Below are 26390 nucleotides of genomic sequence, written 5' to 3' on the forward strand. Positions count from 1 at the left end.
GGTGTTTTATTTGGAGCGATCTCATATTTATCTGGGAGACCATACGGTAGTAACGAGGTTGAAGAATGGACCATACATGTTTTTGGATAGCCGCGATCCGGTGAACGTCGTCATCATGCTAGTGGGCTACTGGGAAGAATGGTTGACCAATGCTTTTATGTGGTGATCAAACCAGGTATGACAGTGGTTGATATCGGAGCCCATCACGGCTACTACTCGCTGTTGGCAGGGATGCTTGTCGGCCCGACCGGGAGTGTGTATTCCTTTGAGCCGAATCCGTTTCACCATAAGAATTTTTTGAAAAGCGTTTCGATCAACGGCATGTATGGCCGTGTAAAATTAAATAAAGTGATGTTATCCGATAGCAGAGGACAAACCGAGATCTGTACGTCCGGCGAGGGAGGAACAAGCATCGAATTCCAAGGCCTTGGAGAAATGACTGGAAATACATGCATGACTGTAGAGAAAGGCATTTTGACTGATTACTTGCCCAATCTGAAGGCAGATGTCATTAAAATTGATATTGACGGTTCAGAACCGCTTATTATGGACAGTTTATGTGAAGTCATTGACCACAATCCCGGGATCCTCATCTTTATGGAGTATTGCCCGAAAATATGGCCTGTGAGCTATGAGCCCATGTCAGTTCTGAGACGGTTCACGGATCGCGGCTTCCGTTTCCATATTCTGCATGATGACGGTAGAATCGTTGAGACGAACATAGCAGAGCTTGCCGCCCATAGTGCGGTTGAGCACCTAGATTTATTACTATTCAGGTGAGCCCGAGAAAGCCACAGAAAGCAGAAACACCGTGCGGTATTCTATCGCACGGTGTTTCTCAAATTTACTCCGCCTTTTTAATGATCAGCCCGATAGAGGTGGAGACGTATTGTCCCAATAGCAGTCTGAGATGCAAGTCATTTGAGTAGGGAGGCACATCGACATACGATTCGATCTCTCCGGTACCTACTGAATAATCGATCTCGATGGAATGTCCCTGTGCCCGCAGTGCCTCCACCATCCATTCGATGTCCTGCAAGCGAAAAATAACAGTGATGCCGCTTTCGATAGTATCGTCGTTCGAGGAGAGATTGAATTCTGTCGTATGAACCGCGACACCGCCCGGCTTCAAGCAATTCATTTGGTTCAGAATAAATTGCTTGCCCAGTTCAATCGAACCGACATGCTCGAACGAGCAGGAAGACCAGGTGAAATCGTACTGGTTGTAATACTCGGGCCCGATTTCGTTCATGTTCAGCGTTTTGAATGTCACCAGATTCTGAAACTGAACCGGATCGCATATCCCTCGTTCGTTTATTTTTTCCATACTGCTGAAATGCTGGTCAGTCTGGACCCATCCCTGGGTGAGAGCACTGTCATAGTCAAGGTCAGTTGCCACGATTTCGCAACCGTGCGAGGCAAATAACGGAATCAATGGTTCTGTTCCGACGCCAAATCCGAGCCCTTTTTTACCGGGAGCCAATATTCCCCGCTCGAGCAAGGCTTGATAAATGTAGCAAAACTCCCACAGCTTTCTGTGATAGCGAAACGGTTCCTTCAGCCTTTCACAGGCTTGACGGAACCAGGGAGTATCAAAGTCTTGCTGTTTGCACATTTGAGACTTCAGCACGATGCAAATCGCCCCTTTACTGGTGATTGGTGATGGAAAAACTACTCGTTTACTATATGCCGACAGGCAGGAAAAGTTATAGGGGTTTGAGACTATATCACTCCTTAAGAACAGGGAAAAGGGGAAATGACGGCTTTATAACACCGGTAGCTAGACGTGAATCCCGATGGCCTCTTGAGGGATTAGGTCGTTTTTGTCCGAAGCATTCAAGAGCGTTTTCCATCATCACTACATAGCATAAAGTAAGAAGATAAACATGAAAGAAAGGATTCTTCATCAGATCAGAGGCAAGAAGGGAGGATTCCTTTGATCGAAGGTGTGAAAACGAAGAAGCTAATCAAGCATTGCGACGATCGGGGTTATTTCATGGAAATGCTGCGTGATGATGACGGGTGGCTTGCCAGCTTTGGTCAGCTATCCGCTTCGCTTAGCTATCCCGGTGTCATCAAAGCGTTCCATTACCATAAGCAGCAAGACGATATCTGGTTTTTTCCGAAGGGGAACGCCCAAGTGGTACTGCATGATCTGCGTGAACATTCTCCATCCTTTCAGCAAACGGAGGTGTACTACATGGGCGAACACAACCCGATTTCTCTGTTTATTCCCCGTGAGGTCGCCCATGGCTATCGCGTGCTCGGCAATGAACCTGCGATGATCCTTTATGTGACCAATCGATCATACAATCCGGAACAACCTGACGAATACCGGATTGCTTTCGACGATCCCGTAATCGGTTTTGACTGGTCCACCAAGTTCAGGTGACGGGCTTTTTCCATAGAGAGAAGCTGCCATAAGGAGGGAGAAGATGAGGCTGCTCATAACAGGAGGAGCGGGCTTTATCGGTAGCAACTTTATCCGGTATATGATCGAGAAATACCCTCATTATCAGATTGTCAATCTGGATCTCCTGACGTATGCGGGGAGCAGGGAAAAACTGAAGGATGTCGAGTCCCATCCACACTATGCATTTGTACAGGGAAATATTTGCGACTCGCGATTGGTAGATGCACTGGTGTCCGGCAAAAGCGAGGCATATGGAACGACTGCACCGGCTCCTGTTGACGTCATTGTGAACTTTGCTGCTGAATCCCACGTGGACCGCAGCATAGCCGATCCCGGGGTCTTTATCCGGACGAATCTGGTCGGAACCCACGTACTGCTGGAGTCAGCCCGCACATACAAGGTGAAAAAATTCGTGCAAATATCGACCGACGAGGTGTACGGTTCACTGGGAGACACAGGATGTTTTACGGAGGAATCGCCGCTTTCTCCAAACAACCCTTATTCGGCCAGCAAAGCAGGAGCCGATCTGTTGGTCCGCGCCTATCATGAAACATACGGGTTGCCCGTCAATATTACACGCTGTTCCAACAACTTCGGTCCTTATCAGCATCCGGAAAAACTGATTCCGCTTATGACAACGAATGCTTTGCTGGGCAAAAAGCTTCCGATCTACGGCGACGGCGGACACGTGCGGGACTGGCTGCACGTGGCAGACCACTGTTCGGCTGTAGACCTCGTCATTCATTCGGGAAGGCCAGGGGAAATTTACAATATCGGCGGCAACAACGAACATAAGAATAGCGAGATTGTCCGAAAAATTTTGGCGGTATTGCAAAAACCGGAGAGTCTCATTGAATTTGTCGAGGATCGGCCCGGACATGACCGCCGGTATGCGATCAATGCCGATAAGATACGCAGGGAACTCGGATGGCGCCCCGTCTATGAATTTGCAACTGCGCTCCGAGAGACAGTGCTTTGGTACAAAAACAGGCTTTGATCATGGACATGCGTCTAAAAACCCGGGTTTCCGGAAACAGGGTGGGAAGCATGAAAATCTTGGTGACAGGTGCAAACGGCCAATTGGGTCGTGAGTTGGTCAAGGTTCTTTCCGCTCATCACCAGGTGATTGGCTGCACCCGCAACGAACTGGATGTTACCGATTTGTCCAAAGCTCGGGACATCGTACAGGAAGCACGGCCAGAGATCGTCGTACACACGGCTGCCTACACCCATGTCGATCAAGCAGAAGCCGATCAAGACCGCGCATTTCTCGTGAATGCGTACGGAACGCGAAATATGACGGTAGCCGCTCAGCAGGCAGGGGCAAAGATGATGTATATCAGCACGGATTACGTATTTGACGGCCGCAGTACTAAGCCATACCGGGAGTACGACTTTGTAAATCCTGTGAACGTATATGGCAAATCGAAGCTGGCTGGCGAGGACATGGTAAAAACTTTATCAGACAAATATTTCATCGTACGGACCTCCTGGGTATACGGCAGACATGGGAGCAACTTTGTAAAGAACATGTTGCGGTTGGCTGAAACGCGCACGGAGATCGACGTTGTTTGCGACCAAGTGGGCTCTCCGACCTATGCGCCGGAATTGGCCTGGTTTATAAAAGAGCTGCTGGAGAGCGAGAAATATGGCATTTATCACGTTTCCAATACGGGAGCTTGTTCCAGATATGAATGGGCAAAAGCGATATTTGCTGCCGCGGGATTGGGGGTAACCGTACGTCCGGTTGACACGGCAAAATTTCTCCTCCCCGCCGCAAGGCCTGCATACTCCGTTCTTGACCACATGGCCATACGCTTGAACGGGTTCTCGACCTTGCGACATTGGAGAACCGCATTAACCCAATTTATTGATGAGCTAAGGAGCATTTAAATGAACATCAGCGCACCGTCTGCAAGTGAACGGGTGGTCATGCTTATCAGCCATCATGCACACCCGGAGATCGTAACAGGGGCGGAAAAAGTACTGCTTATGCTTGGCGCTGCACTTCTGGAGATGCGGCTGAAGGTAGTCTGGATAAGTCCGGGACCTGGACTGTCCGTAGTGCGGGCGGATCAGATGGGGATGGAATCGCGCATCATCCCCTTTCCTTTATTGTGGAGTTTCATTTACAGTCCCGGTCGTTTGGGAGATGAGATCGGCATGCTTCAGATGAGAGCAGAAGGGAGTTTGCTCGATCAAGCGATTGCTGAGATATCCCCGAGCCTGATCATTGCCAACAGTGCCATAAACGCATTTCCGTTGGTCATCGCCCAAAAAAGGAAGATTCCCGTTTGGTGGTATATTCACGAAACCGTCCCGAGCAAGCCGGAGACATTGCCTCTTTTGGCTTTGATCCACGGTCATGGCGATCGAATCCTCGTTCCATCCGCGATCATAGCACAGTCTCTGGCGTCAGCAGGACAACGGCAGATTGATCTGCTTCCCTACGGGGTTGTCATTCTTGATCATTTGTTTGTGAGGGAGAGAAGAAAAGTGGTCCGTCAGACCTTGAGCTGGACTGATTCAGATGCCGTGATCGGATGGTTTGGCTCTATCTATGCCGGAAAGGGACTGATTGAGCTGATCAGAGCCTGCCGTTCTCTCAAAAGCCAGGAGAAAATCGTATTGTTGGCGGCGGGAAACATAGGAGACGACGATTACTTTCGAATGTGCCAGGAAGAAGCAAAATGGATGGAGGCGGTCGAATATCACTATCTGGGTGCGCTTCCGGATATTTCGGATTTGCTGCTCGCAGTCGATATGGTCGTCGTCCCGAGTCTCGTCGAAGAAGCGTTTCCCAACGTCGCTCTGGAGGCAATGGCACTTTCAATCTGTATTGTCGCCTACAAATCAGGCGGTCTGAAGGAAATCGTCATCGACGGGAAGACAGGAATGTTGATCGACAAAGGAGATACCGCTTCGCTTGGCGCCGCGATACAGAAATTGATCGACGAACCGGATATACGGGCGGCTATGGGGCAGCAGGGGAGACAACGGGCTGTTGAATTGTATCATTATGACAACTTCAAGAGGCTGGTCAACGCGATGATCAGTCAACAAGGCGGGAGGGGTCCTGTTTGAAAATTCTGCTTGCTTCCTATTTTCCTTTTCCTCACGTTGGCGGAGTAAATCGCTACATAGATACGCTAAAAAAAGAGCTTGAGGAAAATGGACATCACGTCGACATTCTCGCCCATCATCAGGACATGCGAACCATTTACAAGTACAGTCACATCCGAGATGAGTTTGGACGGAGCCTGACCGGGCGTGAAATCGATAAAACGACGAACAGTCACGAAAAGCGCTTGACGATTAAGGATGTCATTGACCATCAGATGTTTCAGTATTTTGAAAGGCATCTTCCTGGCACCGACCCCGCCATTCGCTGGCGGGAAGTCGAGCGATACACGTTTGAAGTATCGGCTGCCTTGCTCGATCTCCAGAATTACGATGTGATACACACCCAAGACATCCTGTCCACACGCGCCCTGTCTCGTGCGAAGCCGCACCATATCCCCCTCGTCGCGACCATTCACGGCATCCTTGCAACGGAATATATCCATTCAGGAGCAATCGCAAGCAAGGAAAGCCTGAAATGGAAGTATGCCGCAGCCGAAGAGTATGTCGGTCACATGTCCTCCGATGCGACGATTGTACCGACCAGATGGCAAAAGAAGATACTGGGGGGCGAATACGGCGTCCATCCAGACAAACTCACCGTACTCCCTTATGCACTGGATTTGCCCCCGTTTTTAACCCGTTTCGACTTTGAACCGTACCCGCCTTTGACTGCAAATCAGCAGGCGGGAGGGAGATTGATTATCGCTTGTCCTGCGCGGCTCGTTCCGGAAAAGGATCATAAGACATTGATCGAGGCTTTGCGCATCGTAAAGGAAAGGGAGAGCAACTTCGTCTGCTGGCTTATCGGGGACGGAAAGTTGAGAGATGAGCTGGAGATGCAAGCGAAAAAATCAGGGGTATGGGATCATCTCGTTTTCTTCGGGGATCGATATGATGTCGAGGCTCTACTGAAATTATCGGATATCGTCGCGCTGGCGTCGATACAGGATATGCACCCGTATACGCTGATGGAAGCGCAAGTGGCAGGAAAACCATGTGTCGCATCTGATGCCGGGGGGATTCCCGAGGTAGTCTGCCACGAAGAAACAGGCCTGATCTTCCAGACGGGCAACAGCGTCCAACTGGCCGAAAGCCTGATTCGGCTGCTAACCAATCAGGAATTGCGTTTCACACTGGGTATGAACGCTGCCGGACGGGCTCGAATCCGTTTCTCTTCCAAAACCATGTTTGAAAAGACGATAGGGATATATGTTCAGGCAATCGAGAGAAAAAAGCACGGATCGGAAGAGCGGCGGGAGCAGCCGGATTTGTCTGGCAAGCACGGTTTGGTCTCCAAGAGAATAGATCGCTCCGGGAAGGCAGAGAGTATTTTCTCCTTCGACATCGATCCGGCAAAATTTGATGCTGCGCAATGGAGCAACGTGCTCAAGAGGGTACCGCCCGACTATTCGATACCGGATCCGGCCTTTATAAAAACATTGACGGAATGAAAAGAGGGGCATTTCCCCTCTGTTTGATCGCACAGAAACACCTGGCAGCCTTCAAGTGTTCACACAAAAGGCTTCGGCTTGCAAGAAGCATGTTCACCGCGTGAAAGGCGCGTTTTTGGTCGGAATGGCCAGTTTCCATCAGGTCACTTGTTTCATAAAAATAGATGTAAGCATAAGTGGTTCACTGTGTAATGATGGCTATTCGGCCTGTCCTGATACAAACGTGACGACAACATGGAGGTAACCACCCGGAGGCAAAAAAATGAATGAAAGAAGTCAGCTTCAAGAACAGCTTGCCACTTTCCTGAAGGTAAAACTGGGCGTTTTTCTTGCCAATCCCAGCTCGACGCTGCAGTATCCGAACTGGGAACAGCCAGTTGTCTCTATCATTCTGGTCGCTTACAACAAAGCTGCGTATACGTTCCAATGCCTCGAAACGATAAAAGCCCACGCTGATGTCCCTTATGAGGTTGTCATCGTCGATAATGGCTCAAGTGACGAAACAGTCCACCTTTTGAAAAGGACCCACCAGGCAGCTATCATCCGCAATGAGCAGAATGAGGGCTTTGTGAAGGGATGCAATCAGGGAGCTGCCGCTGCGCGCGGGAAATGGCTGCTTTTTCTTAACAACGATACACAGATCACTCCTGCATTGCTGTCTACGCTGCTCCGGACTGCGGAAACGACAAAACATTGCGGAGCCGTAGGGGCCAAAGTCATCTTCCCCGACGGACAACTCCAGGAGGCGGGCAGTATCATTTGGCGAGACGGCTCTTGTGCGGGATACGGTCGGGGAGATCAACCTTTCAAACCGGAGTATTCGTATGTGCGCGAGGTCGATTATTGCTCCGGTGTTTGTTTGTTTCTCAAAAAAGACGTATTTATGGAAGCGGGGATGTTTGACGAGCGTTACCACCCAGGATACTACGAAGAAACAGATTTGTGCATGAAGCTGCGGGAGCTCGGTTATCGGATTATGTATCAACCTGCTGCTGTCGTCATTCACTATGAATTTGGAAGCAGTTCCCCGGAACAGGCCATGCTGCTTCAGGCCAAACACAGGGAAGTATTTGCCGGGCGATGGAATCACCGGCTGCAGGATTACCATTTACCCGGAGCCGGTGCGAGCATCCGGGCCAGAGAACATCAGCGGGACAAAAAATGGAAGGTGCTCGTAGTCGATGACCGGATTCCAATCCCTGCGCTTGGCTGCGGATATCCGCGAAGCTGGATGCTGTTGCAGGGGCTGGCCGACGCGAATGTTTCCGTGACGCTGTTTCCTTTGCAATTTTCGGAGTCAGTGCAGCCCTACACGGAACAGTTGCAACAAATGGGAATCGAAGTCATTTACAACACGGGCGATCAACAGATAAACTTCCGTGACTTCTGGGAAGAAAGAAAGGATGCGTATGACCAGGTGCTGGTCAGCAGACCGCACAACATGCGGGAAATTGCCGGCATCATGCAAAACACCAACCCCAAACCCCAGATCGTGTACGATGCGGAAGCTCTCTTTTTCCACAGGGAAATCGGCCGGCAAACTGCGCTGGGCATCCCACTGACTGAAGAAACCGTACAAAGCCTGATTCTGGAGGAAATGCAATTGATGGCCCTGGCAGACAAGGTGATTTCGGTATCTGAACGGGAAAGGAAAACCATTCAAAGTCTCGGTGTGAAGCAGGTCCAGGTGCTGGGCCACCGTATCGAAGTCCAGCCAACGCCCAATCCATTTTCACAACGTCAAGATTTGCTATTTGTCGGAAGCTTCACGCCAGGATCGCCGAATGAGGATGCGGCACTTTATTTTGTAAACGAAGTCTATCCGCTCGTCTTCAAGGAATTGGGAGTCAATCTGTGGCTCACCGGCACAAATCTGCTGGATTCGATCAAAAACCTGGCTTCCGATCACATCAAGGTCACCGGGACCGTCCCTGATCTGCAGCCATATTACAATCACAGCAAAGTGTTTGTCGTGCCTACCAGATTTGCTGCCGGAATACCCTTGAAATTGCTGGAAAGCATGTCATACGGCGTCCCGGCTGTTGTGTCCCCTCTCATCGCGGATCAGCTCGGTTTAACGGAAGATACGGTGCTGATCGGAAGGGATCCTCGGGACTATGCAGATAAAATCATCGCTTGCTACACAGATAGTCTGATATGGGAGCGCCTTAGAACCAACGGCCTGAAATTTGTAGAAACCGAATACAACGCGAGGCTGTTTCACCAGCAGATTCTGGATATACGAGAGGTGCAAGGAGCGAGCGGATGAATCGCGGGTGACGATCGCTCACAGGTCTCGTCTCAGCTTCTCCGGATGGAGTCAGATGGGGTGGATGGAAAGCGCGGTTTCACGTGGCGAAAAAGTGTCGCAGCACCAGATGAGCGACGGGGAGGACAGAAGGGGGGATGGAAATGGGGCAGGTCGATGTTTCCATTATTCTTCTGACGTATAACGGTATCCGGTATATCGATGAAGTTCTTCGCGCGATCTATCGGCAGCAAACAAGCTTTCCTTTTGAAGTGATTGCCATTGATTCCGGCTCATCGGACGGAACAGTCGACGTGCTGATGTCATATCCCGTCCGGTTTTATCCCATTGACAAGAAACAGTTCGGACATGGAAAAACACGGAACTACGGGGCCGAATTGTCCCGCGGGCAATACCTTGTTTTTTTGACGCAAGACGCAACCCCGGCCGATGAGTTTTGGCTGGAGGAGATGATCAGGGGTTTTAGCCTCGACCCCAGAGTCGGCTGTGTGTTTGGCAAGCAGATTGCCAGACCTGAATGCGATCCCTTTACACGGCGCGATTTGATGCTCCATTTCGAAATGTTTTCCAAGTCGGATGAGCCTCTCGTGCAATATGTGGAGGATACCCCTGAAGGTCGGGCTCTCTATCACCAGAATCCGCTCTGGTACGGATTTAACTCAAATGTCAATTCGGCTTTAAGGAAAGAGGCGTGGGCTGCTATCCGATTTCGCGATGTGATATACACGGAAGACCAAGTAATGGGCAGAGACATCATCGTCAATGGCTGGAAAAAGGTATATATGCCAAAGGCGGCAGTCATCCATTCCCATAGTTACTCCTCGTTTTTTCGCTATTTTCAGCGTTTCTTTGATGAATTGCGGGGGATGCATATGGCTTTCGGCTACACCGAAGATGTTTCGCTTGCAACCTTGATTCCCGCCTGTTATCGAATAGCCAGAGCCGAAGCGCAATTCATTTTTTCCGAGACCGACTATCGTCGGCACGAAAAGTATTACTGGGTTTATTTTCGCTGGCGGTGGCATATCGCCAGAAGGTTGGGCGCTTATTTTGGCTGCAGACACGACAAGCTCCCGCATTTTTTGCGGAGGTTTTTTTCGCTGGAAAAAAATCCGGGGCCAACAATGAACGCTTGCTCAAAAAATGAGGTGGATCGATGAGGATTGCCATTGCCTCCGTTCAAGTGCCATTTGAATACGGGGGAGCAGAGATATTGGCCAACAATTTAAAAATGCAGCTTATTCTCAGGGGACACGAGGCGGAGGTCGTGACCATCCCCTTCAAGTGGTATCCGGCTGAGAGTCTGGAAAACAGCATCCGTATGTCCCGCTTGATCGACTTGTCGGAAATGAAGGGGAGACCGATCGACCTGATGATTGCCCTGAAATTTCCGATCTACTATGCCCGGCACGACAACAAAGTGTTATGGCTGCTGCATCAGCATCGCGAAGCATACGAGCTGTGGGGAACCGGTTTCGATGGTCTGGACAAAATGGAGGGCGGCGACCGCTTGCGAAAGATGATCGTCGAGGAAGACAGCCATGCCCTTTCTGCATGCGCCAAAACATACACGATCTCGGCGACTGTGTCAGAGAGGCTGCGTACGTACAACGGGATTGAATCGATGCCTCTCTACCACCCTCCGTTCGGATGCGAACACTTCTACACGGGAGAGATAGGAAACTATATCTTTTGTCCCTCCCGATTGGAAGAATTAAAACGGCAGCAGGTACTGATCGAAGCCCTGCGCTATACCAAAACACAAGTCAAGGTTGTGATCGCCGGCAGAGGAAAGGAAACCTTTATCAACAAAATGAAATCCGCTGTGGAAACATACGGATTGCAAGACAGGGTGCACTTTCTCGGCTGGATCTCCGAAGAAGAGAAAAGAAAGTACTATGCGAACGCGTTGGCAGTTTATTACGGACCGTACCAGGAAGATTACGGCTATGTCACGCTGGAGTCGTTTCTGTCCGGCAAACCCGTCATTACGCACGTCGACGCTGGCGGTCCGCTCGAGTTTGTAAGGAATGGCGATAACGGCTTCGTGCTGGAGCCCGATCCGAAAGCTGTTGCGGAAAAGCTCGACTATTTGTTCTCAAACAAGCGGAGCGCGCAAACGATGGGGATGAACGGACTGCGTTTGATTGAAGATATGGAGCTTGGTTGGGATTCCGTGATCGAGAAGTTGATTGGGTAAACAGCGGGGGGATGGGAATGACAAACATGGTATTTACGGACCGCTATCAGGATGGGTGGGTATCAAAGCGCCTCGTTTTACCATTGAAAAATATAAAAGAAGCTGCGTCTCTGACGATTTGCGGGCGGCGCCACGAATATCCGGAAAATCTCACGCTCTCCTTTTACGTCAATGGCCAGTTGCTTCATGAGGAAATCAATCCGACGGAAAAATTCTCAATCACCGTGTTGCTTCCGGCGATGATGAAAGGTGTTTTGGAGATCGTGGCCAGCGATGTGTTTGTTCCACAGGAGGTGGGGTTGAACGAAGACGTACGGCAGCTTTCATTTCTGTTGGATGAAGTGAAGCTCACTGGGGTAGCAGATTTAATGGAGCCGTATCATCACTTGTTTTCGTTCACGCCGTCGAAAAAGGTTTATTTTCTGGATGAGGAAACTTGGGATGAGGTCGCTTATGCATTGCCCCCCGATTACAAAGTGCCCGATGAGGATATGCTGCGTGAATTAAAGGAACCGGGGAAGCCGAGAGAGTGCTCCTCTGCTTCTATCAAAGGAATCGTATACGATAAATTTTCAGGGGCGCCTGCAGCGTTATCATACGTTCTCTTGCTGAATGAGAGAAAACAGCTCATAACCGCAACGGCTGTCGACGAACACGGACACTATCAGTTTGACGAACTGTCTGACGGAAATTATATAGTTGTAGGCAGATCGTATCAGTATGGCGAACAGCAAATCCGCGTCGCATTGAACGGGGACGGCATGGTGATACACATACCCGTATTGCCGCTTCAGTAAAAAGGTGAAATGCCAGGCCGAAGGGGAAATTTGCGAAATGTCGACGGCTTGGGCCAAATTGGAACCATAAACAAACGAGCATCCCGTTTCACTTTCAAAAGTGGACGGGATGCTCATTGTTTAGGCCATCCCTCAACAGAGAGAGAAGGCATCCATACATACATACATACGGAGAGGGGGCTTATTTTTTGTGCAGGCGTACCTGTTCGTATACCTCCAGTGTCCGGTTCACCATGAAATCGTGCCGCCAGTATTTTCTGGCCCACCTCCTGGCATCGTGCGAGAGCTTTTCCCGAAGAGTTTTGTTATTCATCAGCATCAGAAGCGCTTGAAACAGCTCATCACTGTTTTGGGGTTCGACCAGCAAGCCCGTATGGTGATGCGAGACGAGCTCCGCATTTCCTCCCACACGGGTGGTTACGATGGGCAAACCGATAATTTGCGCTTCCATGATCGCCAGGGAGTGATTTTCGACAAGGGAGGGAAGCACGAAAATACTCGCCTGTTTGAGCAGATGAAAGATATCGGATCGGTTGCCCAAAAATTCAATATGATGGTCCAGGTTGTGCTGTCCGACCAACGCTTCCAGCTCCGTTCGGTCCGGGCCTTCCCCGGCAAATTGGCAAACGAAGTCATCGCGGACGCGAGCCAATTTTGCCAAAGCCTCGATCAAATACCGCTGCCCTTTGTACGGAACCAGCCTGGCGGGACAAATAATGACTTGTTTGCCGTCTGACCGGGGGATGTGCTGGATTGCGTCCGTCTGTTGGGCTATCGCTTCTGCCTGTAATCCATAGGGAACGACCGTCAGCTTTTCCGGAGCCACAGAGAAGCGGTTTGTGAATTCCCTGCGAAGCCATTCGGTCGGGAGAATCGTGGCATCTGCGGAGGAGCATCCCAGTTTTTCTTCCAAATAGCTGTACTTCCAGCGCATCGAGTCCGCCTGATCGATCTCCCCGGTTAAAACAAACTCATCGTGAATCATGCCGTGAATCGTTGCGACATGCGGAATGTGTTTGGGAATGACACGAGATAGAGCCCGCGTGGAGATGATGTCCTGCGTATGAACCAGATCATACTGATTCAGTTCGAGCATGACAGTGGCCATCTCAAATACATGCCGCTCGATAAGGCGGTACCGCGCCCAGTGATCGAGAAGCGGAAACTCCCGGTCAAAATAATCCATCAAAATATCATAAACAGGAAGGTGAATCGGTTTTTTTTCCACGCTTTTTTTGTCGTCCAGCAAGTGCACCCGACTCATGTCCGGATGATGGCCAAGCAAATCTACTTGATGGCCGCGTTCTTCCAATCCTTGCTTTAAAGTACGTAAATACGTGTCTACCCCTCCTACGTGGGGGAGTATCCAGTACGTAGCGAGTAAAATGTTCATGAATAAGCCTCCGCTGCGCTTTATTTGTACAGCGTACTCATATGAGCCCGAGCGCGTTGAACTGCTCAAGCACAAAATTCTTCAATGCTCGAAGCTTTTGACTGCTTTCTTCCGAAGTGACACCTTTCGTCCCCAGATATACTTTTAGTTTTGGTTCGGTACCGGAGGGCCGCAGGCAAAACCACGACTCGTCATCTAGCCGGTACTTCAACACATCGGATGCCGGCAAGGGAATCGCGGTACTGGTGCCGTTGACCATTTCTCTACAAGTGCCTGCCAGAAAATCTTCCACGACCATAACTTTTTTGCCGGCAACCTCGGTAAAACCTTGCTGGCGAAAAAAAGACAGGGTGGCCCTGATTTTCTCGACTCCCGCCTTCCCTTTGAGGGATAAGGAATACAAGTCTTCGCTGTAAAATCCGTATCTCTTGTACAGTTCGATCAGTCCGTCGTATATGGACTTTCCCGATGACTTATGAAAAGCGCACATGTCTGCTAACATCAGAGCCGTTTGGATGCCGTCTTTATCCCTGACAAAGTCGCCAATCAAATAGCCGCTGCTTTCTTCGAATCCGAACAGAAACGTGTACTGACCCGATCTCTCGTACATGCTGATCTTCTCTCCGATATACTTGAAGCCCGTCAGCGTATCCACCGTATCTACACCGTAATCGGCCGCGATTGCTCGGGCGAATTCGGATGTGACAATGGTTTTGACGATGGTGCCGTTATCTGGCAGAAGCCCTTTTCTTTTTCGCTCGGATAGGAGATAGTCCAGTAAAAGGGCACCGATTTGATTGCCGGACAGTATCGTATATCCCTGCGGACCTTTTTTGACTGCGACACCGATGCGGTCCGCATCTGGATCGGTTGCCAGGATCAGATCAGCGTTTGTCCGTTTACCGTATTGCAGCGCCAGCTCGAATGCGTGCGGCTCTTCCGGATTGAGCGATGCTGCATTGGTGAAATGCGGGTCCGGATTCGCTTGCTCGGTAACGACAGTGACCTGATTGTAGCCGAACCGGCTCAGAACGAGCCTGATGGGTTCGTATGCTGTTCCATGTAAAGGGGTAAAAACGATGTTTACCTGCGAAGTACCCGATGGTTCAGGGTTCAGCCTGATCGTCTGCAGTCGCTCGACATATGCTTCCAGGATATCATCATGAATCTGCACCAATAGGCCGCTCTGCCTCAATGATGCTTCATCACCACTTTCTACGGACAGTTCGTCTGTTACCTCGTTTACCTTTGCCATGATTTGTTCGGCGGTCGCCGGCGTGATTTGGACACCGTCGCTGCCGTAAATTTTATAGCCGTTATACTCGGGCGGATTATGGCTCGCGGTGATAACGATTCCCGCGAACGCATGCAGGTGGCGCACCGCAAAAGACAGAAGGGGGGTTGGACAGAGCCGATCAAACAAATAAACACGGATGCCGTGCCTTCCTATCACCTTTGCGGATTCAATCGCAAAATCAGACGATTTGTTTCTGGAGTCATAGGCAATCACTACGCCCTGCGCCTTCGCCTGTTGGCCAGACTCTGCGATAAAGCGGGCCAGCCCTTCGGAAATTTTTCGCACCGTATACACGTTCATCCGATTGGGGCCAGGTCCCATTTCCGCCCGCATCCCTCCCGTACCGAATTCCAGATCGGCATAAAAGAGGTCCTCTAGAAGTGGTTCATTATCCTTTGCGCGCTGTAACTCTTCGCGTAGTCTTTCGTCCAGATCGGGGTAATTCATCCAGCGATTATATCGCTCTCTCCAATTGATCATGAGCCGAAAACCTCCACATCGATTCGCACACATCTGCGAGTATAAAACATAGTATGAGCGGCGGTATAAATGGCAACCGGAGACAGTGCCACAATATTCATGTGCAGATTGGCTTTGGACGAGCCCGTTGTCGGTTTTCCACTCTTAATCTGGTCGATACACACATACCTTTTCCGGCGAGTGATCATATGGATATTACATGTGTACATCAGGATCAGACAGAAGAGAGGTGCTTTCCGTTGAGGCTCGTTTTGCTTTCAGGAGGAACAGGGAAACGACTGTGGCCGCTTTCCAACGAATCCAGATCAAAACAGTTCCTAAAAACGATACGAACTCCCGATGACGAGATGGAGTCGATGATACAGAGGATATGGAAACAACTGAAGACGAAAAAAATAGACCATTCAGCCTATATATCGACAAGCAAAACGCAGGTGGACATGATTACCTCCCAGTTGGGGAGCAATGTGCCTCTTATCATTGAACCGGAGCGTCGAGACACGTATCCGGCTATAGCCTTGGCAGCAACGTATTTCTATTCGAAGCAGGGCGTAGACCTGAATGAAGTGATCGTCGTCATGCCAGTCGATCCTTATACGGATTATCAATTTTTTGATAAAGTCAAGGAGTTGGAGGACACGATACGACAATCCGACGCAGATATTGCATTAATCGGGGTGCAGCCCACCTCCCCATCCGAAAAGTACGGTTATATTATTCCGGTTCAAAATACCCTAAAAACCTCCGAAGGCTATATCCCTGTTGATTCCTTTACGGAAAAACCGTCTAAAGATGAGGCAGCCAAGCTTCTTCGGCAAAATGCATTGTGGAATTGCGGTGTTTTTTCATTTCGGTTAGGCTACCTCATTCAATTGCTGGAAGAAAAAAAGCTGCCGGTTGAGTTTGATGAGCTTGTGGAGAAATACGACCAATTGCCAAAAATAAGCTTTGACTATGAAGTAGTTGAAAAAGCAGATCGGGTTGTAGCGATCCCGTATCATGGCACCTGGCGGGATTTGGGCACGTGGGATACACTGACGGCGGATATTCAAACAAAAGTGATCGGAAAAGGCATCATTAGCGACGATAGCAGCAATACACATGTCGTGAATGAATTGGATATCCCGATAGCGGTAGTGGGAGTGCCGAATGTCGTTGTAGCGGCAAGCCCTGACGGCATACTGGTATCGGAAAAATCGGAAAGCCACCGAGTGAAGGATCTGGTGAAAAAGATAGACCAAAGACCGATGTTTGAGGAACGGCGATGGGGATGGTATCGAGTCCTCGATTATCAAACAAGGACGGATGGAACAGACATCTTGACCAAGCGCTTGTGTTTATACGCAGGAAAAAACCTCAGCTATCAATATCACCAGATGCGCAGTGAGGTATGGACGATTGTAGCCGGTATCGGTGAATTCGTATTGAATGACCGGTTGATTCGGGTAAAGGCAGGCGATGTCGTCAGAATTCCTGTCCATGCCAAACATGCAATCAAGGCAATCGAAGAGTTGGAGATTATCGAGATTCAAATGGGCACAAGACTTGTCGAAGAAGACATCGTCCGCCTATTCATGTCGTGGGATGATCTCTTGGACTCCTTGAGGCAATGACAGAAAGCGATCATGAGACAGGCGCCGCCATGCCAGAGGACAGGGGGCGCTTTTTCATGAATCTTTCCAAACTTATGTCGTTTTCTTTCCTATATGAATTGCCAAACATCGCCATTGTACCTTATGATGGATGAGCGGAACGTACATATACGCAAAAGCTTATTTGTCCGTCGCAATCATTTATTATTCTGCATAAGTCAGACAGAAAAAGGAGGAGTAGCATGTTTGCAAAGAAAGCGGCAGGTGCATTGCTGCTGGCATCCCTGCTGGTGCCGTCGATCGGACATGCCCAACCGGTTGTCCAGACAAAATCTGCTGTCCAGCCGGCTGACATGATCCTGCAAAACGGTGCCGTCTATACGGTAGACCGGAACCGGAACTGGGCCGAAGCGGTCGCAGTCAAGGGAGATACCATCGTTTATGTCGGTACCAACGAAGGAGCAAAAGCGTACGCCGGGGCACAGACTAAAGTGGTGGATGTAAAGGGGAAGATGGTTCTGCCGGGCTTCATCGACAGCCATACCCATGCCAGCAAGACGACCGGCATGATTTACACAGTCGATCTGTTTGAACTGGGGTCGATCGAAGAATACGTGAAAGCTGTCAAGGAATTTGTGAAGAAGTATCCAGAGGAAACCGCGATCCAGGGGCGGGGCTGGACGAACTCGGCTGCCACCGGAATTGGACCGCGTAAAGAGGCGCTGGATGAAGTATCCAAAGACATCCCGATCGCACTCACATCGGATGATGGTCATTCTCTGTGGGTAAACTCCAAGGCATTGGAAGTGGCGGGAATCACAAAAAGCACGCCGAATCCGGACGGAGGTCTGATCGAGCGCGATCCGGCTACTGGAGAGGCTTCAGGAACACTGCGCGAAAAGGCGATGGACCTCGTGCTGAAGAAAATTCCGGGTCTTTCAGTCGAGCAGTATATGAACGGAATTTTGGAATATCAGAAGCTGGCCGCCGAGCGTGGGGTCACGACAGCGCGCGATCCGGACATGCTGCGCTATCCAAACGTGCTCGAGGCGTACAAGCAGCTCTCTGAGGAAGACAAGCTGACTGTCCGCTTCCGCAACGCCATTACTGCAGACCCGGCGAAGGGTCCGGAGCAGGTGAAAGAGTTCATCAAGCTGCGCGAAGAGAACAAAGGCCCTCATTTTCAGATCAACGCGGTGAAAATATTCATGGACGGCGTCGTAGAGGGTGCTACCGGCTATCTGGAAGAGCCGTACAAGCACAAGCATACGAGGGGCCAGCTGATCTGGGACCCGGAAGTGTACAACGAGACGGCGGCGGCTGTCGATAAAGCCGGCTTCCAGCTGCACGTCCACTCGATCGGCGATGCAGCGACGAGAATTACTCTCGACGGATTCGAATATGCGGAGAAAAAGAACGGACAGCGGGATGCTCGTCCTTCCATTGTTCATTTGCAATTGTTCAATCCAAAAGATATGGAGCGCTTTAAAAAGCTGGGCGTCATCGGAATCCCGCAGCCTTACTGGTTCTTGAAGGAGCCCGGGTTCTTTGAAGAAATCGAGGTCCCGTATTTGGGCCGGGAGCGGGCCGAAGAGGAGTACCCGATGAAAAGCATGATCAACGCAGGCATCGTGATGGCTTCCGGCAGCGACTACATTGTGACCCAGGAGTTTAATCCGCTGCACGGCATTCAACAAGGCATCACCCGGATTGAAGAGGGCAAAACGGACCCCAAAGATATTGCCAACCCGGATGAACGCGCCACACTGGCCGACATGATTGCCAGCTTTACGATTGACGGGGCTTACGCCAATTTTGTAGAGGACATTACCGGTTCTATCGAAGTGGGCAAGAAGGCAGACCTGGTCGTTCTGGACAAAAACCTGTTTGCGATTCCGGCAACGGAGATCAAGAAAACGAACATTCTCTGGACGCTGTTTGAAGGCAAAGAAGTGTATCGAAACGAGGCGTTCAAGTAAAGGGAATAGTGAATAGGGAATGAATTGGCTTTAAGCAAAAAAAAGCTGCTCTTCCAGTAGACGAATCTGCTGGAACGGGCAGCATTTTTTACCTTCAATCAACATTCAGAGTGCGATAGACCTTATAGAACGGTGATCTTTTGCCGGTGGCAATCATCAAGCAGTCGAATGATCTGCCTTTACGTCCCTGCTTTCTTTGGCGGGGGCCTGGATCGCAAATTTTGTTTTCATCAGTACGGCAATGACCAACAATGCGATCCCGTTGATAATAAATACCGTCCGGATGGGAATCCAGCCTCCCAAAAAGCCTCCCAGCACAGGACCGATCATGTTGGCGAGCTGTGTAGAGGATTGATTGAGGCTAAATGCTCTGCCGCGGAATTCAGGGTCTGTTACTTTCACGATCAGCGCATTCAAAGACGGATAGACGGCCGCGAAAAACAACCCGTAAACAAAGCGCAGGATGCCAAAGCCGTACAGGCTGGTGAAAAAGTACTGAAGCAGGTTCCCGATTCCGCCGCCCAACAAGCCGATAAAGAGAATCTTCGAGTAGCCGATCTTGTTGCCGATCTTGCCCCATTGCGGAGCGGCCAGCACCGTGGCGATTCCGACCGCGGAAAAGATGATGCCCGAGCTGAGCGAAGCATCTTGCTGAGATGCCCCGAGCTGCAGGACGTAGACGGTGAGCAGCGGCTCCAGAAGCATGACGGAGATCGTTACGACCATGGCCAGGCCGAGAATGGTGACAAAGGAGCGGTTAGCCATCGCGAGACGAATATCGTCTGCAACATGCGAACGCTCGCCGGACCGGTTGAAATTCGTTTCTTTTACGAAAAATGTGGCAATTAATGCCGCGATCAAGACGACTACAGCGGAGAAAAGGAACGCTTCCCGGTTTCCCCACAGATGGCTGACAAAGCCCCCGATAAGTGGCCCGATGATCCCGCCGGTAGCACCGGAAGTAGCCATGATGCCAAGAGCGTAGCCGACATGCTTGTCTGGCGTATTCGTCGCGACAAGTGCAATCGAGGCAGGCACAAATCCGGCCAAAAGCCCCTGCAGGACTCGAAGTGCCAGGAACGAATAAGGGTCCGTCACCAAATAGTTGAGAAAATACAAAACGGCCAAGCTGTAACCCGACCGAATCAACATGGGTTTTCTCCCGTACTTGTCAGACAGAGATCCCCAATAGGGAGATATTAACGCACTGGCCAGAAACGTAATCCCGAAAGAAATGCCCGACCATGCTTCCAGATGCTCATTAACCCCCAGCGAGGTATGGAGAAAGATCGGCAAAAAAGGGATGGAGATGGAATAGGCAGCGCTGCAAAAGAAGACGCCGATCCACAAGACGACTAGATTCCGTTTCCACGAGAAAGACATGCTGCAACACAACCTTTTCAATAGAAAGAACAACGTTCACAATATGTTCATTTTAACACTCCTTTATCGTGGAGAGTTATCAAGAAAATACATAGGCCTATTGCAAAAGCTTAATAACAGATTTTCATCCGCACTCACACTGGCAGATTTCTGAAAGATGCACTTTGCGGCAGAAAACTCTCGATAGAGTGAAATCTTTTTGCAAGTTGTTCGTATATCCATATTGGGTGAAGCGAAAGAAGACAAAAAAGCCGGAAACCCGAAACAGGATGACCGGCTTCACATCTGCAGCGCGATTGTAAAACGCAGACAAGGGGGGATGAATTGGAGCTCACTTATTTTACAAGCTTGTGCCGGAGTGCCAGGGCAACGGCTTGGGTACGATCTTCAACGCCCATTTTTTGCAAAATCCGATGGACGTGCGTCTTGACGGTTCCTTCCGAAATAAACAGGTTTTGGGCAATCTGGTCGTTGCGGAAACCATACGCAAGCTGCTGAAGGACGTCCAATTCTCTTTCCGTCAAGTCTTCCAATAGGACATACCCTTTTTCAGTCGGCTCTGCCGCAACCGGCTCTTGACTGCGGAGCAATTCTGCCAACGCCTTGGCAGCCGTACCGGTATGAAAAAGGACAGCTCCCTGATAAGCGCTGCGAATCAGTTCGAGCATCTCCTGGGAATCGGCATCCTTTAGCATATACCCGACAGCGCCCGCGCGAATCCCATCCACTACGTAATTCTGGATGTCGAAGGTAGTGAGAATCAACACCTTGATGCGGGGCGATTGCTTCAAGATTTGGCGTGTTGCTTCGATTCCGGAGCACTTGGGCATCTGCACATCCATCAAAATGACATCGGGCTGGCAAGCTGCCGCTTTTTCTATCGCTTCTTCGCCGTCTGCCGCTTCGCCGACGACTTCCATATCCGGCTGCATCTGGATGACATAGCCCAAGCCTTGTCGGATCATCGTCTGATCATCGACAAGCAACACTTTGATTTTTTTTGCACCTTCGTTCTCTGTTTGCACCATCGTTATCCCTTCCTAAGCGATATCCTGGTACGGAATCACCACTTTGATTTCAAACCCATGTGGTTCAACCGCGGTGTAGGAGAGGGAGCCATTCAGCTCCGTCACACGTTCTTTCATGCTTGATAGTCCAAATCCCGGTGCAATGGTTTCACCAGGTGTCAGCTTTCCATCGTCACGGATGCACATATAGCAGTGGGTATCATCCTGGGTAACGATTACGTCCAATTGACCTGCCTCGGAGTGGCGCAGCGTATTTGTAACCGCTTCCTGCAAGATTCGGTAAAAAGCGATGGAAATGGTTTGTGTCAACCCAAGCTCGGGATCGTCTGCAACCAATTTGCAGCGCAGCCCGGTGTTTTTCTCCGTTTGGGAAAGGAACGCCCGCAGCGGAGCCAAACCAAGGGAAGACTGGTCACTCGCCAGCGTGTGAACAGATCCGCGAATGTCTTCCAGACTATGCTTGGCTACATAAAGCATGTTTCGTACCGCTTCCTGTGCGTCGCTAGGCCCATTTTTCAGCATGAATTGCAAGGCGTGAAGCTGGACGATCAGAGATGTGAGGGAATGCCCCAACTGATCGTGGAGATCGCGGGCAATCCTCGTGCGTTCTTCCAGGACGGCCACCTGCATCGTATGGACGGCAGCCTCCTGCAGCTCGTTATGGGCTTCTTTCAGTTGGGCATGGGCCTTTTGAAGCTGCTCCAGATGAAGCTGGTTTTGCTCATAGGCATCGAACTGGACCCGGTACCCTTTTGCTCCGACATAGCAGCCAATAAAGGTGAGCGCGAAGGGGACCAAATGCGGCGAGAAGAACGAGTGGTCCTTGATCAAAAGCAATAGTCCGATCAACCCAAGACCGGTGGCGTAGATCAGGGCCCGTTTTTCTTCCATTCTGACGCCGACAAAAATGACAAGGGGGAACAATAGCCCAATCGTCTCCGAACCTCCGGCGAGCGCTTTGATGATTGTAACCAAACCGATCAACAACGTAACGCATTCGGTGCGCAAAGGGGTCCACAGGCTCTTTGGCGTCCAGAACAGCCAGAAGTGACAGACCAGAATGGCAAACGAAAAAGCGAATTGGGTCGGAGTTTCATGCATATATGAATTCGGGACTAAAATCAGGACAATCAAAGCCAGAAACCAAACGGTAAAGTATCGCTTTTGCAAGGCTTCCAGTATTCGTTTAAACAAAGCGACACCCTTCTTTCCACACATTTTCATTTTCTTGCTTCCATTCTACCACGTGTGTCATCTATCTGTAGATAGACCTGCTCGAATCTATAATCAATCCGTCGATAGATCACATACGGAAGTCCTATGTTTACAATATACGTTGTGACAATTACATCCAGAGAAAGGATGTTGTACGTTGCTGGTTTGATAAGGGAGGCTAGGAATGAAGGAACTGATTCAGTTGGCAAAGCTGTTGCGTGAAGCGAATGCCGTGTTTTCTTCCATTTCAGAAGAAGAACTCGATACACAAGACCTGACTTGGCAACAGGTTCTCATTTTGGAACAAATCAAGGATGGACCGAAAACAATCGGCGAGATCAGCAAAGCGGTCGAACTTCCCTACAGCACCACGTCAGGGCTTGTAAACCGATTGGAGCGAGAAGATTTGGTGAAACGGTTGAGAGACGGAAACGATCGCCGGATCGTATGGGTTTCTCCGACTTTGCGCATAACCAAGGGGGAAGAGGTGGAATCTGACGAATCATACGTAGGGACACTCGAAGGAAAAACTGCTCAGATCATCTCATCACTCCATGTCCTTCACGAGATGTACACCTATAAAAAAAGAGCTACTAGTTGACTGGAAGAGGTGAGTGGATGTGAACCTATCTGCACTTTCGATTAAGCGACCCGTCACGATGATCATGCTGACGGTCGCCATGATTATTTTTGGATTCGTGTCTCTGCCTCGTTTGGCCATCGACCTGATGCCGGAGCTGAACTTTCCGGTAGCTGTGGTCGTTACCTCTGTAGACGGAGGTTCGCCAAGCGAAGTAGAAAAGCTGGTGACCAAGCCGATAGAAAATGCGCTGGGTACGGTAGCGGACCTGGACAGCATTTCATCGGTCTCCATGCAGGGGGCTTCCCAGGTCATTTTGTTCTTCAACTGGGGAACAGATCTGGACCAGGCGACCCTGAATATGCGGGATAAGGTAGACCAGGTGCGGGGGATATTGCCGGATTCGGCACATGCTCCGCGGGTACTTAGAATTGATCCGAACAGTCAGCCGATCCTTACCTACGCGCTGACTGGCGAACAAGATGTAAACCAGTTGAAGAAAATCGCCGAAGATGTCATTCAATCCCGACTGGAGCGGATTGATGGCGTCGCTTCCGTATCGATTGGCGGCGGTCAGGGCCGGGTTGTCGATGTGACATTGGACCCGGCGAAGCTGTCTGCATACGGACTGACGCTTGAACAGATTCAACAAGCCATCGGAAGCAACAACATCTCGGGTACTGCCGGTTCTGTCCGTGAAGGCGACGGCAAAATGAACATCCGGGTGCAAGGCGAGTTCGCGAGTGTCGATCAGATCGCCATGACACCCATCCCGGTAGGAAGCAGCTCGATCCGGTTAAAAGACATTGCGACTGTCGAAGATACACTGGAATCGATCACGCAGTTGAACTACGTAAACGGGCAGCCAAGCCTGGGCCTGTCCATTACGAAAGCATCAGGGGGCAATACGATCGAAGTCGCTGATGCCGTAAAAAAAGAAATGGAGAAGCTGAAGAAGGATCTGCCGGAGAACATCGTCGTCACAAATACGATGGATACGTCAACCTATATCAAGGACTCCATTTACACCACTGCTGAGCACGCTTTGCTGGGTGGCGGTATCGGGATCATCATGCTGTTCTTCTTCCTCGGAAGTTTTCAATCGATGTTGATTGCCACGATCGTTCTTCCTGTTTCGATCGTCGCGACCTTCCTGTTGATGTACATGACAGGACAGACGATCAACCTGATCTCCCTGTCCGGTTTGACTCTCGGACTTGGTTCATTGATTGACTTTGCGGTTGTTATTTTGGAAAATATTTTCCGACAGCGGGAAAAAGGCAAGAGCATGATGGAGGCCGCACTGGTCGGTTCCAAAGAAGTCGGAAACGCCGTAATGGCGTCCGCTTTGGCGCAAATTTGCGTATTCCTTCCGATTGCCATGACGGAAGGAATCGCTTCTGAATTGTTCGGTCCATTGGCGCTGACTGTCGTATACTCCCATATCGCCGCACTGGTGTTCTCGCTCATGCTGGTGCCGATGATGAGCTCGCGCATCTTGAAAAAAGTGCCGCATCATGGTGATATGAAAGGGTACCGGGGCGTCAACCCTGTCAAATGGTTCAATATCGGATTCAAGAGAGTGGAAAACGGCTATCGCGGCCTTTTGAAATGGTCCCTGGGCCACCGGAAAACCGTTCTTTTCGTGACCATCGGTACGATGATCGGCTCTCTGCTGTTGACGCCGATGATCGGAGCAGAGTTCATGCCGGCCATGGATGAAGGACAGGTGTCCATTTCCATTAAGATGCCGAACGGCACGATTGTAGAGGAAACAGAGAAGGTTGCCAAACAAATCGAAGAAATCGCCTCGAAAGTACCGGAACTGAAAACCTTGTCTACCTCGATCGGCAGCAGCGGTTCGCCGATTGCAGCCACTGCAACATCAAACCGGGCGTCAGTGACATTGCTGCTTGTCGATGTGACCGAGCGGACTCGTTCGTCGAGCGATATCGCCATCGACCTGCAAAAACAAGTGGCGTCGATACCTGGAGCTGAAATTACCGTAAGCTCCTCGCAAGGCTTCGCGACAGGCTCCCCGGTAGAACTTACCCTCCGTGGTGATGATCTGGCTGTCTTGCAAGACATCGGCGGCATCATCAAGGAACAAATCAAGAGTATCCCGGGTACAGCCAACGTAGCGACAAGTATGGAAGATACGCTGCAGGAATACGAAGTGCTGGTGGATGCCGAGAAAGCTAGTATGTATGGACTTACTACGGGGCAAATCCTGTCCAGCGTCCGTACGTCTTTCCAAGGACAGACTGTAACGAAATATCGTACAGGCGACGATGAAATCGATGTAAAGATCAAACTTCCTGAATCTTACCAAGAAGATATCAACTATCTGAAAAACCTGCGGATTTCAGCGCCGGGCGGAGCGCAAGTCGCGCTTTCCTCTGTAGCGACGATTTCCAAGGTAGAGGTTCCGCTGGCGATCAATCGTTCCAATCTGTCTCGCGAGATCAAGATTACGAGCGATCTGGCCGGGCGCGATCTGAATTCGGTGACGCGAGACATTCAGGCGAAGCTGTCGAAGCTCACGCTGCCGGATGGATATAAAGTTGATTTTGGCGGTCAATCGGAGGACATGGCTGAGTCCTTTGCTAGCCTCGGACTGGCAATTATCCTGTCAGTCGTACTCGTGTACATGGTTATGGCGGGGCAGTTTGAATCCTTCTACACGCCGTTTATCATTATGTTCTCGGTACCGCCGACAGTTACCGGGGTACTTCTCGGATTGCTGGTGACAGCGACACCGCTCAGCGTATCCGTATTGATCGGTTACATTCTTTTGATCGGTCTCGTCGTGAACAACGCGATCGTATTGATCGACTACGTGAATCAACTGCGTGCGAAAGGGCATTCCCTGCACGAAGCGATTCTGGAAGCAGGTCCGATTCGTCTTCGTCCGATTTTGATGACGACCATGACCACGATCCTTGCGATTGGACCGCTTGCCTTCGCAACGGGTTCCGGTAGTGAGTCTCAAGCGCCGATGGCCATCACCGTTATTTTTGGTCTGAGCTTCTCCACGTTGATTACATTGGTGCTGGTGCCTGTTGTCACGACATTGTTCGATGATTTCGGCAAGAAACTGCGCGACAGACGCAACCGGAAAAGAGAGAAGCGGAAACAAAAACAAAGCGTTCCAGTCATCGAATCGTAAGTGCATGTGGGATAAGGAGGG

The 26390-nt window shown here is 50.3% G+C and carries 21 protein-coding genes; 15 read left to right on the plus strand and 6 right to left on the minus strand.

What is annotated here, in order from left to right; genetic code table 11:
• Positions 1-10 precede the first annotated feature (10 nt).
• Both NST37_RS12425 and NST37_RS12430 read left to right on the plus strand, forming a co-directional pair.
• Positions 11-166, plus strand: coding sequence for a hypothetical protein (locus NST37_RS12425; RefSeq protein ID WP_227277727.1), 156 nt, complete (start codon positions 11-13; stop codon positions 164-166).
• An 11-nt stretch (positions 167-177) separates the two neighbouring features.
• Positions 178-780, plus strand: coding sequence for an FkbM family methyltransferase (locus NST37_RS12430; protein WP_228006726.1), 603 nt, complete (start codon positions 178-180; stop codon positions 778-780).
• A 64-nt stretch (positions 781-844) separates the two neighbouring features.
• Here the strand turns inward: NST37_RS12430 and NST37_RS12435 are convergent, their stop codons facing one another.
• Positions 845-1630, minus strand: a complete 786-nt coding sequence (locus tag NST37_RS12435; protein WP_003386872.1) for a hypothetical protein — start codon at positions 1628-1630, stop codon at positions 845-847.
• Positions 1631-1936: 306 nt separating this feature from the next.
• Between NST37_RS12435 and NST37_RS12440 the strand changes: the two genes are divergently transcribed.
• The 9 genes from NST37_RS12440 (at position 1937) to NST37_RS12480 (ending at position 12253) form a co-directional block, all read left to right on the plus strand.
• Positions 1937-2392 (plus strand): dTDP-4-dehydrorhamnose 3,5-epimerase family protein, encoded by a 456-nt coding sequence (locus NST37_RS12440; protein WP_003386871.1) that lies wholly within the window; start codon positions 1937-1939, stop codon positions 2390-2392.
• Positions 2393-2435: 43 nt separating this feature from the next.
• The gene (gene rfbB, locus NST37_RS12445; RefSeq protein ID WP_031933322.1) at positions 2436-3410 is read left to right on the plus strand and encodes a dTDP-glucose 4,6-dehydratase; all 975 of its coding nucleotides are present in this window, start codon (positions 2436-2438) and stop codon (positions 3408-3410) included.
• Between the two features lie 50 nt (positions 3411-3460).
• Positions 3461-4306, plus strand: coding sequence for a dTDP-4-dehydrorhamnose reductase (rfbD, locus tag NST37_RS12450; RefSeq protein WP_024984765.1), 846 nt, complete (start codon positions 3461-3463; stop codon positions 4304-4306).
• The gene (locus NST37_RS12455) at positions 4307-5497 is read left to right on the plus strand and encodes a glycosyltransferase family 4 protein (RefSeq protein ID WP_031933324.1); all 1191 of its coding nucleotides are present in this window, start codon (positions 4307-4309) and stop codon (positions 5495-5497) included. It begins immediately after the preceding gene.
• A complete protein-coding gene (locus NST37_RS12460; RefSeq protein ID WP_339186723.1) occupies positions 5494-6987 on the plus strand; it encodes a glycosyltransferase family 4 protein in 1494 nt (497 codons plus the stop codon). Before NST37_RS12455 ends, NST37_RS12460 begins: the two co-directional genes overlap by 4 nt.
• Before the next feature lie 262 nt (positions 6988-7249).
• Positions 7250-9256 carry a glycosyltransferase gene (locus NST37_RS12465; protein WP_172920314.1) on the plus strand — a complete coding sequence of 669 codons (2007 nt, stop codon included), beginning with the start codon at positions 7250-7252 and terminating at the stop codon, positions 9254-9256.
• A 143-nt stretch (positions 9257-9399) separates the two neighbouring features.
• Positions 9400-10416, plus strand: a complete 1017-nt coding sequence (locus tag NST37_RS12470; RefSeq protein WP_227277733.1) for a glycosyltransferase family A protein — start codon at positions 9400-9402, stop codon at positions 10414-10416.
• A complete protein-coding gene (locus NST37_RS12475) occupies positions 10413-11456 on the plus strand; it encodes a glycosyltransferase family 4 protein (protein WP_024984760.1) in 1044 nt (347 codons plus the stop codon). Before NST37_RS12470 ends, NST37_RS12475 begins: the two co-directional genes overlap by 4 nt.
• Positions 11457-11473: 17 nt before the next feature.
• On the plus strand, positions 11474-12253 hold the full coding sequence (locus tag NST37_RS12480; RefSeq protein WP_024984759.1) for a carboxypeptidase-like regulatory domain-containing protein: 780 nt from the start codon (positions 11474-11476) through the stop codon (positions 12251-12253).
• Positions 12254-12434: 181 nt separating this feature from the next.
• Here the strand turns inward: NST37_RS12480 and NST37_RS12485 are convergent, their stop codons facing one another.
• Both NST37_RS12485 and NST37_RS12490 read right to left on the minus strand, forming a co-directional pair.
• Entirely contained in the window at positions 12435-13646 is a 1212-nt protein-coding gene (locus NST37_RS12485) for a glycosyltransferase family 4 protein (protein ID WP_024984758.1), read from the minus strand.
• Positions 13647-13683: 37 nt separating this feature from the next.
• On the minus strand, positions 13684-15420 hold the full coding sequence (locus NST37_RS12490) for a phospho-sugar mutase (protein WP_227277742.1): 1737 nt from the start codon (positions 15418-15420) through the stop codon (positions 13684-13686).
• Between the two features lie 242 nt (positions 15421-15662).
• On the opposite strand from NST37_RS12490, the gene NST37_RS12495 reads away from it, so the two are divergent.
• Both NST37_RS12495 and NST37_RS12500 read left to right on the plus strand, forming a co-directional pair.
• Entirely contained in the window at positions 15663-17036 is a 1374-nt protein-coding gene (locus tag NST37_RS12495) for a sugar phosphate nucleotidyltransferase (RefSeq protein WP_339186784.1), read from the plus strand.
• Positions 17037-17257: 221 nt separating this feature from the next.
• Positions 17258-18994: an amidohydrolase gene (locus NST37_RS12500; RefSeq protein WP_003386855.1), complete on the plus strand. Its 1737-nt coding sequence runs from the start codon at positions 17258-17260 to the stop codon at positions 18992-18994.
• Between the two features lie 156 nt (positions 18995-19150).
• Here the strand turns inward: NST37_RS12500 and NST37_RS12505 are convergent, their stop codons facing one another.
• From NST37_RS12505 to NST37_RS12515, 3 genes are all read right to left on the minus strand, one after another.
• A complete protein-coding gene (locus NST37_RS12505) occupies positions 19151-20377 on the minus strand; it encodes an MFS transporter (RefSeq protein ID WP_024984754.1) in 1227 nt (408 codons plus the stop codon).
• Between the two features lie 335 nt (positions 20378-20712).
• Positions 20713-21405 carry a response regulator transcription factor gene (locus tag NST37_RS12510; protein ID WP_024984753.1) on the minus strand — a complete coding sequence of 231 codons (693 nt, stop codon included), beginning with the start codon at positions 21403-21405 and terminating at the stop codon, positions 20713-20715.
• A 12-nt stretch (positions 21406-21417) separates the two neighbouring features.
• A complete protein-coding gene (locus NST37_RS12515; protein WP_003386852.1) occupies positions 21418-22629 on the minus strand; it encodes a sensor histidine kinase in 1212 nt (403 codons plus the stop codon).
• 175 nt (positions 22630-22804) lie between these two features.
• Here NST37_RS12515 and NST37_RS12520 point away from each other — a divergent pair, with 175 nt between their 5' ends.
• Both NST37_RS12520 and NST37_RS12525 read left to right on the plus strand, forming a co-directional pair.
• A complete protein-coding gene (locus NST37_RS12520; protein ID WP_003386851.1) occupies positions 22805-23221 on the plus strand; it encodes a MarR family transcriptional regulator in 417 nt (138 codons plus the stop codon).
• Positions 23222-23240: 19 nt separating this feature from the next.
• Positions 23241-26369, plus strand: coding sequence for an efflux RND transporter permease subunit (locus NST37_RS12525; protein WP_031933333.1), 3129 nt, complete (start codon positions 23241-23243; stop codon positions 26367-26369).
• Positions 26370-26390 lie beyond the last annotated feature (21 nt).

It is taken from the genome of Brevibacillus sp. FSL K6-6036, assembly GCF_037964015.1.
In the GTDB taxonomy this organism is placed as follows: domain Bacteria; phylum Bacillota; class Bacilli; order Brevibacillales; family Brevibacillaceae; genus Brevibacillus; species Brevibacillus borstelensis.

Excerpts from the sequence above, each read along its gene's own strand:
- NST37_RS12430 (WP_228006726.1), top strand. The coding sequence starts at position 178 with ATGACAGTGGTTGATATCGGAGCCCATCACGGCTACTACTCGCTGTTG.
- rfbB (WP_031933322.1), top strand. The coding sequence starts at position 2,436 with ATGAGGCTGCTCATAACAGGAGGAGCGGGCTTTATCGGTAGCAACTTT.
- rfbD (WP_024984765.1), top strand. The coding sequence starts at position 3,461 with ATGAAAATCTTGGTGACAGGTGCAAACGGCCAATTGGGTCGTGAGTTG.
- NST37_RS12455 (WP_031933324.1), top strand. The coding sequence starts at position 4,307 with ATGAACATCAGCGCACCGTCTGCAAGTGAACGGGTGGTCATGCTTATC.
- NST37_RS12465 (WP_172920314.1), top strand. The coding sequence starts at position 7,250 with ATGAATGAAAGAAGTCAGCTTCAAGAACAGCTTGCCACTTTCCTGAAG.
- NST37_RS12470 (WP_227277733.1), top strand. The coding sequence starts at position 9,400 with ATGGGGCAGGTCGATGTTTCCATTATTCTTCTGACGTATAACGGTATC.
- NST37_RS12475 (WP_024984760.1), top strand. The coding sequence starts at position 10,413 with ATGAGGATTGCCATTGCCTCCGTTCAAGTGCCATTTGAATACGGGGGA.
- NST37_RS12480 (WP_024984759.1), top strand. The coding sequence starts at position 11,474 with ATGACAAACATGGTATTTACGGACCGCTATCAGGATGGGTGGGTATCA.
- NST37_RS12485 (WP_024984758.1), bottom strand. The coding sequence starts at position 13,646 with ATGAACATTTTACTCGCTACGTACTGGATACTCCCCCACGTAGGAGGG.
- NST37_RS12500 (WP_003386855.1), top strand. The coding sequence starts at position 17,258 with ATGTTTGCAAAGAAAGCGGCAGGTGCATTGCTGCTGGCATCCCTGCTG.
- NST37_RS12505 (WP_024984754.1), bottom strand. The coding sequence starts at position 20,377 with ATGTCTTTCTCGTGGAAACGGAATCTAGTCGTCTTGTGGATCGGCGTC.
- NST37_RS12510 (WP_024984753.1), bottom strand. The coding sequence starts at position 21,405 with ATGGTGCAAACAGAGAACGAAGGTGCAAAAAAAATCAAAGTGTTGCTT.
- NST37_RS12515 (WP_003386852.1), bottom strand. The coding sequence starts at position 22,629 with ATGAAAATGTGTGGAAAGAAGGGTGTCGCTTTGTTTAAACGAATACTG.
- NST37_RS12520 (WP_003386851.1), top strand. The coding sequence starts at position 22,805 with ATGAAGGAACTGATTCAGTTGGCAAAGCTGTTGCGTGAAGCGAATGCC.